The organism is Kibdelosporangium banguiense, assembly GCF_017876405.1.
Taxonomy (GTDB): domain Bacteria; phylum Actinomycetota; class Actinomycetes; order Mycobacteriales; family Pseudonocardiaceae; genus Kibdelosporangium; species Kibdelosporangium banguiense.
On sequence record NZ_JAGINW010000001.1, the window covers coordinates 4,600,725 to 4,614,291 of the forward strand.

The 13,567-nt window shown below is 68.7% G+C and carries 11 protein-coding genes; all 11 read left to right on the forward strand.

Annotated elements, in window-relative coordinates:
• The first annotated feature begins 39 nt into the window (after positions 1-39).
• The 11 genes from JOF56_RS21830 to JOF56_RS21885 all read left to right on the forward strand — a co-directional run bounded on the left by JOF56_RS21830 (position 40) and on the right by JOF56_RS21885 (position 13,482).
• Complete coding sequence (locus JOF56_RS21830) at positions 40-1,563, forward strand: UDP-N-acetylmuramoyl-L-alanyl-D-glutamate--2,6-diaminopimelate ligase (RefSeq protein WP_307855202.1); 1,524 nt, start codon at positions 40-42, stop codon at positions 1,561-1,563.
• Complete coding sequence (locus JOF56_RS21835; protein WP_209641030.1) at positions 1,560-3,002, forward strand: UDP-N-acetylmuramoyl-tripeptide--D-alanyl-D-alanine ligase; 1,443 nt, start codon at positions 1,560-1,562, stop codon at positions 3,000-3,002. Before JOF56_RS21830 ends, JOF56_RS21835 begins: the two co-directional genes overlap by 4 nt.
• The gene (mraY, locus tag JOF56_RS21840; RefSeq protein WP_209641032.1) at positions 2,999-4,081 is read left to right on the forward strand and encodes a phospho-N-acetylmuramoyl-pentapeptide-transferase; all 1,083 of its coding nucleotides are present in this window, start codon (positions 2,999-3,001) and stop codon (positions 4,079-4,081) included. Before JOF56_RS21835 ends, mraY begins: the two co-directional genes overlap by 4 nt.
• Positions 4,074-5,627: a Mur ligase family protein gene (locus JOF56_RS58105; RefSeq protein WP_307855203.1), complete on the forward strand. Its 1,554-nt coding sequence runs from the start codon at positions 4,074-4,076 to the stop codon at positions 5,625-5,627. The genes mraY and JOF56_RS58105 overlap by 8 nt, the downstream gene beginning before the upstream one ends.
• A gap of 17 nt (positions 5,628-5,644) precedes the next feature.
• Positions 5,645-7,123 carry a putative lipid II flippase FtsW gene (gene ftsW, locus JOF56_RS21855; protein WP_209641033.1) on the forward strand — a complete coding sequence of 493 codons (1,479 nt, stop codon included), beginning with the start codon at positions 5,645-5,647 and terminating at the stop codon, positions 7,121-7,123.
• 16 nt (positions 7,124-7,139) lie between these two features.
• The gene (gene murG / locus JOF56_RS21860; protein WP_372448069.1) at positions 7,140-8,207 is read left to right on the forward strand and encodes an undecaprenyldiphospho-muramoylpentapeptide beta-N-acetylglucosaminyltransferase; all 1,068 of its coding nucleotides are present in this window, start codon (positions 7,140-7,142) and stop codon (positions 8,205-8,207) included.
• 68 nt (positions 8,208-8,275) lie between these two features.
• Positions 8,276-9,622, forward strand: a complete 1,347-nt coding sequence (gene murC / locus JOF56_RS21865; RefSeq protein ID WP_245379875.1) for a UDP-N-acetylmuramate--L-alanine ligase — start codon at positions 8,276-8,278, stop codon at positions 9,620-9,622.
• Positions 9,619-10,389: a cell division protein FtsQ/DivIB gene (locus tag JOF56_RS21870; protein ID WP_209641038.1), complete on the forward strand. Its 771-nt coding sequence runs from the start codon at positions 9,619-9,621 to the stop codon at positions 10,387-10,389. The genes murC and JOF56_RS21870 overlap by 4 nt, the downstream gene beginning before the upstream one ends.
• A 248-nt stretch (positions 10,390-10,637) precedes the next feature.
• Positions 10,638-11,978 (forward strand): cell division protein FtsZ, encoded by a 1,341-nt coding sequence (ftsZ, locus tag JOF56_RS21875; protein ID WP_209641040.1) that lies wholly within the window; start codon positions 10,638-10,640, stop codon positions 11,976-11,978.
• 71 nt (positions 11,979-12,049) lie between these two features.
• Positions 12,050-12,757 carry a peptidoglycan editing factor PgeF gene (gene pgeF, locus JOF56_RS21880; RefSeq protein ID WP_209641042.1) on the forward strand — a complete coding sequence of 236 codons (708 nt, stop codon included), beginning with the start codon at positions 12,050-12,052 and terminating at the stop codon, positions 12,755-12,757.
• Entirely contained in the window at positions 12,754-13,482 is a 729-nt protein-coding gene (locus JOF56_RS21885; protein ID WP_209641044.1) for a YggS family pyridoxal phosphate-dependent enzyme, read from the forward strand. The genes pgeF and JOF56_RS21885 overlap by 4 nt, the downstream gene beginning before the upstream one ends.
• The last annotated feature ends 85 nt before the right edge of the window (positions 13,483-13,567 follow it).

Genomic DNA, 13,567 nt, shown 5'->3' on the forward strand with positions numbered 1-13,567 from the left:
CTGGGTGGCGTCCGAACGGGCGAAGGTAGCCTCTCGCGCGTGCCCGCGAAGCTCGAGGGCAAGGCCGTGAACGCGCCGCCCCGCCCTGCCAAAACAGAACCCGTCCCGCTGGCCACGTTGGTGGCACGTGCGGACGCGCATCCCGTCTCAGGCGACCTCGACGGGATGGTCACCGGCGCCACCTTGCGGGCGCAGCATGTCCAGCCTGGCGACCTGTTCGCCGCATTGGCCGGCGCTCGAGTCCATGGTGCGCAGTTCGCCCAGGACGCGATCCGGGCCGGTGCCGCGGCGGTCCTGACCGACCGGAAGGGCGCCGACCTTCTCAAGGACGCAACCGTCCCGGTGCTCGTGCACGACGACCCGCGCGGCGTGCTGGGGTCGATCGCCGCGTGGATCTACGGTGAGCCGTCGCTGCGACTGTCCATCCTGGGCATAACCGGCACATCAGGCAAAACCACCACGACGTACATGCTCGAAGCCGGTCTGCGGGCCGCTGGGCACACCACGGGCCTGGTCGGCACGGTCGAAACCCGGATCGCCGGTCAGCGACTGGCCAGTGCGTTCACCACGCCCGAGGCGCCCGACCTGCAGGCCCTGTTCGCCGTGATGGTCGAGCAGGGTGTCACGCATGTGCCGATGGAGGTCTCCAGCCACGCGTTGTCGCTCGGCCGCGTGAGCGGGACCAGGTTCTCCGTCGGCGCCTTCACCAACCTGTCGCAGGACCACCTGGACTTCCACCGGGACATGGAGGACTACTTCCTGGCCAAGGCCATGCTGTTCGACGGCCGGTCCACCCGCGAGGTCGTGAACACCGACGGCCAGTGGGGTGCGCGCCTGGTGAAGACCGACACGATCACCGTGTCCACCGAGCACGGGGCCGACTGGACTGCCACGGACATCAAGTCATCCGTCGACGGCGAGCAAACGTTCACCGTGCACGGCCCGCACACGAGCTTCCCGGTCCGGCTGCCGATGCCGGGAACGTTCAACGTGGCCAACGCGCTGCTGGCGGCCGCCTGCCTGACCGCGGTCGGCATCGAGCCCGAGGCGATCGCCCAGGGCCTCAGCGGGGTCCAGGTGCCCGGCCGGATGGAGCGCATCGCCCTCGGCCAGCAGTTCACCGCGGTCGTCGACTACTCCCACAAGCCCGCCGCGGTCGCCCTGGCGCTGGACGCGATCCGGGCCAAGACCTCCGGCCGCGTGATCGTGGTGCTGGGCTGCGGCGGCGACCGTGACGCGGCGAAGCGGCCCTTGATGGGCAAGGAGGCCGCTTCGCGAGCCGACCTGCTCATCGTCACGGACGACAACCCCCGAAGCGAGGACCCCGCCAAGATCCGCAAGGCGATGGTCGACGGCGCGCTGGCCGTCGAACCGCGCGGTGAGGTTCTCGACATCGGCAACCGCCGCGAGGCGATCGCGGCGGCCGTCGCCGAGGCCCGGCCAGGCGACGCCGTGGTGATCGCGGGCAAAGGCCACGAGACCGGCCAGGAGATCGCCGGCGTGGTGCACCCCTTCTCCGACCGCGACGAGCTGACCGCGGCCATCCGTGAGGTGAGTCTGTGATTCCGTTGACCGCCGCGGAGATCGCCCAGGCGGTCGGCGGCAGACTGCACAACGCCGACGGTGCCTCAACCGTCTCAGGAAGCGTGGAATTCGACTCCCGCAAGGTCACGCCGGACGGCCTGTTCGTCGCCATGCCCGGTGAGAAGGTCGACGGCCACGACTTCGCGAAGTCGTCCGGTGCCCGGCTCACCCTGGCCGCGCGCGAGGTCGACGCCCCAGCGGTGATCGTCCCGCCGGTCACCGACGCGCATACCCGCTCGGTGGCGTTGACCGGCGACAAGGACGGTGCGGGTGCCGCGGTCCTGGCGGGCTTGGCCGCGCTGGCCCGATACGTCGTCGACCGGCTTCCAGGTCTGACAGTGATCGGGGTGACCGGTTCGTCCGGCAAGACCTCCACCAAGGACCTCATCGCGCAGGTCGTCGAGCCGATGGGCGAGACCGTCGCGCCGCCTGGCTCGTTCAACAACGAGCTTGGCCACCCGTGGACCGTCCTGCGAGCGAATGAGCAGACCAAGCACCTGGTGCTCGAGCTGTCTGCCCGTGGCCCCGGCCATATCGCATCGCTCTGTGAGATCGCGCCGCCGAAGATCGGCGTGGTGATCAACGTCGGTACCGCGCACGTCGGCGAGTTCGGCTCCCGGGAAGGCATCGCGAAGACCAAGGGCGAGCTCGTCGAGGCCCTGCCAGAAGACGGCGTCGCGATCCTCAACGCCGACGACCCACTGGTGCGCGCGATGGCGTCTCGCACGCGCGCCCGCGTGGTGCTTGTCGGTGAGAGCGCTGACGCCCAGGTCCGCGCGGAGAACGTGACCCTGGACGACGAAGCACGCGCATCCTTCACGCTCGTCACGCCGCAAGGCGACGCGGACGTGAAGCTGGCGCTGCACGGCGAACACCACGTCGGCAACGCCCTGTCCGCGGCCGCCGTCGCGTTGGAACTCGGCGCGACGCCCGCAGAGGTCGCGTCACGACTGTCTTCGGCGAGGGCCGTGTCGGCTCGTCGCATGGAGGTCACGACCCGCGCCGACGGCGTGACGGTCGTGAACGACTCGTACAACGCCAACCCTGAGTCCGTCCGCGCAGCGCTCAAGAGCCTCGCGGAGATGGCCAGACAAGGCGGCCGCCGCAGCTGGGCGGTGTTGGGATTGATGGGCGAGCTCGGCGCTGAGCACGTCACCGCGCACGACGACATCGGCCGGCTCGTGGTCCGGCTGGACATCAATCGGCTCGTGGTGGTGGGTGACCAGGCGCGGCCGATGCACCAGGGCGCCCACCTCGAAGGCTCGTGGGGAGAGGAATCCGTGCTGGTGCCGGACGTCGACGCGGCTGTCGCGCTGCTTGGAGCACAATTGCGCCCCGGTGACGTGGTGCTCGTGAAGGCCTCGAAGTCCGAGGCACTGTGGCGTGTGGCTGATGCCCTGCTGGAGGCCCAGAAGTGATCGGTATCGGCCTGGCGGGCGCGATCGCCCTGCTGATCTCCATCCTGTTCACGCCCTATCTGATCCGGGTGTTCTCCCGCCAAGGCTTCGGCCAGGAGATCCGGGAGGAGGGCCCGCAGGGGCACAAGTCCAAGCGCGGCACCCCGACCATGGGCGGCGTGGCGATCATGGTCGCGATGTGGGCCGGATATCTTGGCGCGTACGGCGTGATCATGCTGATGGGCCTGCGCGACCGGCCCAGCGCGTCCGGCTGGCTGGTGATGATGCTGACCACGGGCCTGGGCCTGGTCGGTTTCCTCGACGACTTCATCAAGATCCGCAAGCAGCGCAACCTCGGCCTGAACAAGACCGCGAAGCTGGTCGGCCAGCTCGTCGTCGGCATCACGTTCGCGGTCCTCGCCCTGCGGTTCGCCGACAACTACAACCAGACCCCGGCGACCTACAACCTGTCGTTCATCCGGGACATCTCGTTCATCTCGTTCGGCACGATCGGCTTCGTGGTGTTCTGCTACGGCATCATCGCGGCCTGGTCGAACGCGGTGAACTTCACCGACGGCCTGGACGGCCTGGCCGGCGGCTCGGCGGCGATGGTGTTCGGCACATACGTGGTCATCTGCTTCTGGCAGTTCCGCAACGACTGCACGAGCTTCGCCTCAGCCGGTTGCTACGACGTGCGCGACCCCCTGGACCTGGCAGTGGTGGCGGCGGCCGCGATGGGCGGCTGCATCGGCTTCCTCTGGTGGAACGCGGCGCCCGCCAAGATCTTCATGGGCGACACCGGCTCGCTCGCGCTGGGCGGCCTGGTCGCCGGCCTGTCGATGATGACCCGCACCGAGCTGCTGATGATCGTGATCGGCGGCATCTTCGCGGTGGAGATGCTGTCGGTGATCCTGCAGATCGCGGTGTTCCGCGCGACCGGGAAACGTATATTCCGGATGGCGCCCTTCCACCACCACTTCGAACTGGCCGGCTGGGCCGAGACCACAGTGATCATCAGATTCTGGCTGCTGGGCGGCGTCTGCGCGATGTTCGGCCTTGGCCTGTTCTACAGCGAATGGCTGACCGCCGGTGGTGGCTGAGTTGCGTGGCCGCAAGGTCCTGGTCGCCGGCGCGGGCGTGACCGGCCGGTCGACCGTGGCCGCCCTGCTGGAGCTCGGCGCGCAGGTGACCATTACCGACGGCCGCCCCGAGGCGTTGACGGACTTCGGCCCGATGGCGGCCCCAGGCCTGACCGAACCCCCGCCCGGCACAGACCTGGTGGTGACCAGCCCCGGCTGGAAACCGGCCAGCCCCCTGCTCGTGGCGGCCCAGGCAGCGGGAATCGAAGTGATAGGCGAGGTCGAACTGGCCTGGCGGCTCTCCTCCGGCCAAATCTGGCTGGCCGTGACAGGAACCGACGGCAAGACCACAACAGTGGGAATGCTGGAGTCGATCCTGCTCGCGGCCGGCTTGAAAGCCGTGGCCTGCGGCAACGTCGGCCTGCCGGTAATCGACGCAGTCCGCGCGGGCTACGAAGTCCTGGCCGTGGAGCTGTCGAGCTACCAGCTCTACTGGCAGGACTCCCTGGCCCCGGAAGCAGCGGTGGTGCTGAACCTCGCCGAGGACCACCTCGAATGGCACGGCACCATGGCCGAATACGCGGCAGCCAAAGCCAAGATCTACACCGGCGCCAAAACCCGCATCTTCAACGCCGACGACGAATGGTCAGCCCGCCTGGCAGGCGGCGGCATCGGCTTCACAACCAGCGCCCCAGGCCCCAACCGCTTCGGCATCCTGAACAACTGGCTGGTGGAGGTCCGAAGCCCGGCTGCGTTCCCAGCTCAAACCGAGTCACGGACCCAAACCGAGCCGCCAAACCAACCCGACCCCCGGAAAAACCAGCCCTCACCAGCAGAAAAACCCGCCGGAACCCCCCATACCCCACAACACCAGCCCCCACCCTCTCCGGGGGGCGGCCCTGTTCCAGTCTATCGGGGGAGCGGGGCTGGGGAAGGGCATGAGGCTGGCCTGTGGACAGAGCAAGGGGCTGTGGATAACTCGGGTCTCAGGAGGCTCTGCCCGGTTGACGAAGTCCGCCCACCTGGTATGCACAACATCAGCAACGCGCTCGCGGCTGCCGCGTTGGCCACGGCCTACGGGGTGTCGCCGGAAGCCATCCGCGAGGGTCTGCGCAATTATCAGCCGCAGCCGCACCGGGTCCAATTGGTCGGCGAGATCGACGGCGTCCAGTACGTCAACGATTCCAAGGCGACCAACAACCATGCTGCCGCCGGGTCACTGAGTGCGTACGACTCGATTGTGTGGATCGCGGGCGGTCTGCTGCACGGGGCCGAAGTCGATGATCTTGTCGCGGGGGTGGCCGGCCGGTTGCGCGGGGTGGTGCTGCTGGGCGCTGATCAGGAAGTTTTCGCGCACGCGTTGCGGCGACACGCCCCGGAGGTCCCCGTCAAGAGGCTTGGTTCACGAGACGATGAGCCTATGACTGCAGCGGTACGCGCGGCCCGCGATCTCGCACGCCCGGGTGACGTGGTGCTGCTGGCGCCTGCCGCGAAGTCGCACGACATGTTCACCAGCTACGTGCACCGCGGCGAGGCGTTCACGAAGGCTGTCCAGGCATCGGCTTAAAACGGGGAGGCAACGCTGTGACAGCCACCCTCAGCACGGCCGAGGAGCGTAAGCGCGCCAGGGAGGAACGCCGCAAGCGCGCCAGCGTCTACACCGTGCTGACAGCTTGGCTTGGCCGTCCGCTGGCCAGCTTCCACCTCGTTCTCGCGGTGTTCGGCCTGCTCACGGTGCTGGGCCTGGTGATGGTGCTGTCGGCCAGCGCGGTCGTGTCCATCCAGTCCGGCCAGTCGGTGTACGCGGTCTTCAAGAAGCAGTTGCTCTTCGTGCTGATCGGCGCGGTGATGTTCTGGGTCGCGCTGCGGCTGCCGTTGCGGCTCATGCGGCAGTTCTGCGGACCGGCGCTGGCTGTGTGCTTCGCGTTGCTTGTGCTCGTACTGCCGTTCGGTGCCGAGATCAACGGCACGACGAGCTGGTTCGTGATCGGGCCGATCTCGTTCCAGCCCATCGAGGTCGCCAAGCTCGCGCTCGTGCTCTGGGGCGCGCACGTGCTTGTCCAGAAGAAGGCCGTGCTGCATCAGTACCGGCATCTGCTGGTTCCGCTCGTGCCGGTCGCGTTGCTGATGTTCGCGCTGGTCATGATGCAGCCTGACCTGGGTGGAACGGTCACGCTCGTGCTCGTGCTGTTCGCGTTGCTGTGGTTCGCCGGCGCGCCGATGCGGATCTTCGGCGCCGCGGCGATCGGTGGTGTCGCGGGCATCCTCGTCCTGTCGCTCAACAAGGCGTACCGGCTCGACCGCGTGGTGGCCTTCCTCAACCCGGAGAAGGATCCGGACGGCAAGGGCCACCAGGCGCTGCAGGCGCTCTACGCGCTGGCCGACGGCGGGCTGTTCGGCAAGGGCCTCGGGCAGGGCCCGTCGAAGTGGCGCTACCTGCCCAACGTGCACAACGACTTCATCTTCGCGCTGATCGGCGAGGAGCTCGGATTCCTCGGGTGCATGCTGGTCCTCGGCCTGTTCGCGATGCTCGCGGTGGTCGGCCTGCGGATCGCGGCGCGCAACATCGACCCGTGGATCCGGATGGTGGCCGCCACCCTGACCGTCTGGCTGGTCGGCCAGGCCGCGATCAACATCGCCTACGTGGTCGGCCTGCTGCCGGTCACCGGCATCACACTGCCGATGATTTCCGCAGGCGGCACCTCCATCGTGGTGACCATGTTCGTGTTCGGCGTGCTCGCAAACTGTGCTCGCCATGAACCCGAATCCGTGGCCGCACTACGCTCGCAGGGACCAGGTCGGTTCGGCCGGCTCATGAAGCTGCCCGCCCCCGACGTGTACAACCCGCCGCAGAAGCGAAAGCCGGTGCGACCGTCCACGCCGCCACGAGCGGCCGGACGCCGTGGCTCAGGCACTGGGCGGACCGGCACGGCGGAGCGGCAGCTGCAGGAGCGTCGCAGGACTCGTCGTAGCGTTCCGATTCCGGAACACCGTCGGGAACACAGGCGTTCCGCACGCGGCCGCGCCGGCCACCCCCGTGCGGACGAAGGAGGACGTCATTAACCAGGGACCGTGTGTCGTGGTGGCCGGTGGGGGCACGGCCGGGCACATCGAACCGGCACTCGCGTTGGCTGACGCGGTGATGCGTGCCCGGCCCGACGCCCGCGTGGTGGCTCTGGGTACGCAGCGTGGCCTCGAGGGCAAGATCGTGCCGGCGCGGGGCTACCCGCTGGAGATGATCCCGCCGGTGCCGATGCCCCGCAAACCCACGATGGACCTGCTCAAACTGCCGCTGAACGTGCGCAACGCGATCAAGCAGACCCGGGCGGTGCTGGACAAGGTCGGCGCGGATGTGGTCGTCGGGTTCGGCGGCTATGTCGCGCTGCCTGCGTACCTGGCTGCGCGAGGCCGTACGCCGATCGTGGTGCACGAGGCGAACGCGCGTGCCGGGCTGGCCAACAAGGTCGGCGCCCGTTACGCCGTGAAGGTCGCCGCGGCGGTGCCGGACTCGGGCCTGTCGAACGCCGAGGTGATCGGGATCCCGTTGCGGGCGTCGATCACGGAGCTGGACCGTCAGGCCCTTCGGGACGAGGCGCGTCAGTTCTTCGGCCTGCACCCGTATGCGCCGACGCTGCTGGTATTCGGTGGCTCGCAGGGTGCGCAGTCGATCAACAACGCGGTCGCGCCGCTGGCAAGTGACTTCGCCGCGGCAGGCGTCGGTGTGCTGCATGCGCACGGCCCGAAGAACACTCTCGCCGTGCAGCAGGTCCCGGGTGCGCCCGCGTATGTGCCGGTGCCGTACCTGGAGCGGATGGACCTCGCGTACGCGGCGGCCGACGCGGTGTTGTGCCGTTCCGGCGCGATGACTGTGGCCGAGGTGTCCGCCGTAGGCCTGCCTGCGGTGTTCGTGCCGTTGCCGCACGGCAATGGCGAGCAGGCGCTCAACGGCCGTCCCGTGGTCACCGCGGGCGGTGCGCTGATGATCAACGATGACGAGCTGACCCCGGCGAAGATCAAGGAGACTCTGCTGCCGCTGCTGACGAATCCGCGACGGCTGAGCGCGATGGGCGCCGCCGCACAGGGAACCGGGCATCGCGCCGCGGCCGACGTGCTCGCGCGCATGGTGCTGGATGTGGTGGGCAAGTGACGAGCACGACCACGCAAACGCCTCCGGTCCTGCGACGGGCGCACCTCGTCGGTGTCGGTGGTGCCGGGATGAGCGGGATCGCCAGGATCCTGCTGGCCCGCGGTCTGCAGGTGTCCGGTTCGGACGCCAAGGAGTCGCGTACCTTCCTTGCGCTGCGGGCGCAGGGCGCGATGATCGCCGTCGGCCAGGACGCGAAGAATCTCGATCTGCTGGCGGACGGGCCGACCGCGGTGGTGGTGTCCACCGCGATCAAGGAGTCCAATCCGGAGCTGGCCGAGGCGCGGCGGCGCGGCATCACGGTGCTGCACCGCTCGGAGGCGTTGGCTGGCTTGATGGTCGGCCACCGGGTGGCCTGCATCGCTGGTACACACGGCAAAACGTCGACCACGTCGATGCTGACTGTCGCGTTGCAACACTGCCGGCTGGACCCGTCGTTCGCGATCGGCGGCGACCTCAACGAATCCGGCGCGAACGCGCACCAGGGGACGGGCGGGATCTTCGTCGCCGAGGCGGACGAGAGCGACGGCTCGTTCCTGGTGTTCACGCCGTCGGTCGCCGTGGTGACCAACGTCGAGGCCGATCACCTTGACCACCACGGCACTCCGGAGGCGTACGCGGCGGTCTTCGAGTCCTTTGTGGATCGGCTGAACCCGGACGGCGTGCTGATCGTGTGCGCCGACGATCCGGGCGCCGCCGCGCTCGCGGTACGGGCCGAGGCCCGCGGCATCCGCGTGCGGCGCTACGGCCGGAACGCGGAAGGCAACGACGCGGCCAAGTTGCTGTCGTACGATCCGGTCGACGGTGCCGGTCGTGCGGTGATCTCCTTGGAGGACAAGGAGATCGAAGTCGGCATCGCGGTGCCTGGTGAGCACATGGCGGCCAACGGCCTGGCCGCGTTGCTGGCCGGGCTGGAGCTGGGTGCGCCGCTGGAAGGCTTGCTGGAAGGCATTGCCGCGTTCGGCGGTGTCCGGCGGCGGTTCGAGTTCAAGGGCCGTTCGCACGGCGTTCGCGTGTACGACGACTACGCCCACCACCCGACGGAGGTCGCCGCGCAGTTGCACGCCGTACGGCCCGCTGCTGCGGGTGGCCGCGTGCTCGTCGTGTTCCAGCCGCACCTCTACTCGCGGACTCGCATGTTCGCCAAGGAGTTCGCCGAGGCGCTCGCGTTGGCTGACGAGGTCGTGGTGCTGGACGTGTTCGGCGCGCGTGAAGCCCCGGAGCCAGGCGTCTCCGGCGCGCTGATCGCCGATGCCGTGCCGCTGGAGAAGGAGCACGTGCACTACGAGCCCGCGTTCGACAAGGTCCCGGATCTGGTCGCTTCGCTCGTCAACGACGGAGATCTGGTGCTGACGATGGGTGCGGGTGACGTCACGTCGCTCGGTCCTGAGCTGATTGCGGCGCTGGACCGTAAATGACGAGTCCCACGCGCCCGGAAAGCCGCCGCCCCGCCAGCAGTGCGGGCGCGGCGGCTCGCGAGCGCAGGGAAAAGCGTGAACTGCTGAGGCCCACGCGGCGCCGCGCGTTGATGCGCCGGTGGACGGTGCTGCTGGTGTTCCTGGGCATCGTCGGGCTGGTGTACGTGGTGCTGTTCACCCCCGTACTCGGGGCCAGCGATGTGGAAGTCCATGGCGCACAAGGCCTGACCCCCGACGAGGTGCGCAAGGTCGCGGCCGTGGAGATGGGCAAGCCATTGCTCCGCCTGGACACCGACGAGATCGCTGCCCGGGTGGCGACGCTGCCCAGGGTCGCGCATGTCGAGGTCAACCGGTCATTGCCGGGCACCGTGGAGATCACGGTGGCCGAGCGCAATCCGGTCGCGTACGCGCTGAGCCCGGAAGGCGCTCACATGGTGGACGGCACCGGCCGGGACTACGCGGTCGTGCCGCAGGCGCCACCTGGCCTGCCCTCGATAGAGGTGGCCAGGATCGCGCCGGAGGACCCGGCCACCCGGGCCGTGGTCGACGTGCTTGGCAAGATCCCGCCGCAGCTGCGTGAACGCGTGGTCACGCTGGCCGCCAAGACACCGGGCGACGTGCAGCTCAAACTCAACGACGGCCGGCTGGTGAAGTGGGGCAACGCGGCCGACTCGGGGCGCAAGGCGCTGGTTCTGGCCGCGATCCTGACCCGGCCGGGCAAGGTCTTCGACGTCGCCGCCCCGGATCTGCCGACTGTGTCCGGATAACGAGACTCGCCGTGCGCACGACGGGAAACCGGGATAATTTGGTTCGGGCGAGTGATCGTCGGGCATCGGCTTTCGTCACACACGGCGTGGCTGCTGGACCGAAGCACGTTCCGTCCCTACCGTCCAGCATGAGGACGTACGGGGTTGACATGACTCTGAATCTCTGGTTGAGGTTGAGGGTTTGCGTGGCCGCCGGACGCAGACGGCGTATCCACGTGTGAACCTATGACTGGAGGAAGGCGGAACCGATGACGCCCCCGCACAACTACCTGGCGGTGATCAAGGTCGTCGGTATCGGCGGCGGCGGGGTCAACGCTGTCAACCGGATGATCGAGGTCGGCCTGAAAGGCGTCGAGTTCATCGCGGTGAACACCGACGCGCAGGCCCTGCTGATGTCGGACGCCGACGTCAAGCTCGACATCGGCCGCGAGCTGACTCGCGGCCTGGGTGCCGGTGCCAATCCCGAGGTCGGCCACAAGGCCGCGGAGGACCACCGCGAAGAGATCGAAGAGGTCCTCAAGGGCGCCGACATGGTGTTCGTGACCGCGGGCGAGGGCGGTGGCACCGGAACCGGTGGCGCGCCTGTCGTCGCGTCGGTCGCGCGCAAGCTCGGCGCGCTGACGATCGGTGTCGTGACCCGGCCGTTCTCCTTCGAGGGCAAGCGCCGTGCGCGGCAGGCCGAAGAGGGCATCACCGAGCTGCGCAACGAGTGCGACACCCTGATCGTGATCCCGAACGACCGGCTGCTGCAGCTCGGCGACGTGGGCGTGAGCCTGATGGACGCCTTCCGCTCGGCGGATGAGGTGCTGCTGTCCGGTGTCCAGGGCATCACCGACCTGATCACCACGCCCGGTCTGATCAACCTGGACTTCGCCGACGTGAAGAGCGTCATGTCCGGCGCGGGCAGCGCGCTGATGGGCATCGGCTCGGCCCGTGGTGAGGGCCGTGCGGTCACCGCGGCGCAGAAGGCGATCAACTCGCCGCTGCTGGAAGCCTCGATGGACGGCGCACACGGTGTCCTGCTGGCCATCGCCGGTGGCTCGGACCTCGGCCTGTTCGAGATCAACGAGTCCGCGTCGCTGGTCCAGGAGTCCGCGCACCCGGAAGCCAACATCATCTTCGGAACGGTGATCGACGACTCACTCGGCGACGAGGTCCGTGTGACCGTGATCGCAGCGGGCTTCGACGGTGGCACGCCGACGCACAAGAAGCTGGACCCGACCGTCGTCGGCTCCCGCACGCCGAGCACCACCGCGACCGCCCAGGCCGGTGAGGTCACGCGTCCCGCGGCTCCGGCCACGCCGACGGCGCAGCCTGTGACGCCGGCGATCCAGCCGCCCCCGCCGCCGGTGCAGCCGCCGCCCCCACCGGTCCAGCCGACGACCCAGTACACGCCGCCGTCGACCATCCAGCAGCCGCCGACGCAGTACGCGGCTCCGCGGTCGGAGCGGCCGGCCAACCCGAACCTGCCCGGCCAGCGCGCCACCGGTTTGGAGAACGCCAGGCCAGGCCACCTGCCCGGCCGTGCGGTCCCGGTGACCGACGACCCGGACGACGAGGTCGACGTGCCGCCGTTCATGCGCCGCTGATCTGAATATCCTCGTGAGTGGCCGGCCCGGAACCAGGGCCGGCCACTCACGAGTCTTTTGGGAGTAGGACTTTGCGGATCAGGCGTGTGGTCACAACGCGGGCCGGCGGGGTTTCCGCCAAGCCGTACGACTCGTTCAACCTCGGTGATCACGTCGGGGACGACCCCGAGGCCGTGGCCGCCAACCGCAGGCGGCTCGCGCGTGACCTGAAACTGCCCGAGGACCACGTCGTCTGGATGGAGCAGGTGCACGGCCGGACCGTGACGACCGTCGACGGCCCGCGCTCCATGCCCGCCGAAGCGACTGACGCCTTGGTCACGACCGAGCCGGGCATCGCGGTCGCGGTGCTCGTCGCGGACTGCGTCCCGGTGTTGCTCGCCGATCCTGAGGCCGGTGTTGTCGGTGCCGTCCATGCGGGGCGCGTCGGAGCTCGGGTCGGTGTATTGCCTGCGGCCCTCTCGGCGATGAAGGATGCAGGGGCACGCATGAATCGGATCGAGGTGCTCCTCGGCCCATCCGTGTGCGGCCAGTGCTACGAAGTCCCTGCCGACATGCAGGCTGATGTAGAGAAACACCTACCGGGCAGTGCGAGCCGGACCCGGTCGGGAACACCCGGGCTTGATCTTCGGGCCGGGCTCTGGGAACAGCTCGCCGCGATCGGTGTCGGCAAGGTCGGGATCGATCCCCGATGCACAGTGGAGGACCGTTCGCTGTTCAGTCACCGCAGGGAAGGGACCACTGGGCGATTGGCCGCCCTGACATGGGTCGATCCGGCATGAGCGGGCGCCGTGATCAGCTGGCGGCCGCGGTGCGGGCTGTTCAAGATCGTATCGAACGGGCATGTGCCCAGGTCAACCGGCCTGTGAGCGAGGTCCGGCTGCTTCCGGTGACCAAGCGTTTCCCGGCTTCGGACGCCGCGCTGCTGGCTGAGCTGGGGCTGACCGAACTGGCTGAAAACCGTGATCAGGAAGCCGGACCGAAGTCCCGGGCCGTCGGTGAACTGCTGCCTGGCGTCGATGTGCGGTGGCACATGGTCGGCCAGATCCAGCGCAACAAGGCCCGTTCGGTGGCCCGGTGGGCCGCCGTGGCCCAAGCCGTGGACTCTTCCCGGTTGGTCGACGCGCTCGCCCGGGCGGTCGACGCGGCGCTGACAGCGGGTGACCGAAACTCGCCACTCGAGGTCCTCATCCAGGTCTCACTGGACGGCGATCCGGCCCGCGGCGGGTGCCCGGTCGCCGACGTCGCGGCCCTGGCAGATGGGGTAGCCCACAAGAGTGAACTGAAATTCCGTGGCCTGATGGCCGTCGCTCCGCTTGACTGGACTCCGGATCAAGCCTTTGACCTGCTGGCAAAGGTGTTCGAACAGACCCGTAACGATCATCCCGGAGTGACCGAGATGTCCGCTGGAATGAGCTCCGATCTGGAGTCCGCCATCGCGCATGGATCCACCTGCGTGCGTGTCGGAACCGCTCTGCTAGGGGAGCGGCCGTTAACCTCACCCTGAGTGCGATTCACGGCCCGGTCCCTGGCGGTTTTGGACAGACTTGGATTGGGCAATCCGCATGACGTGTCGGGGATCGCGGAGGAGA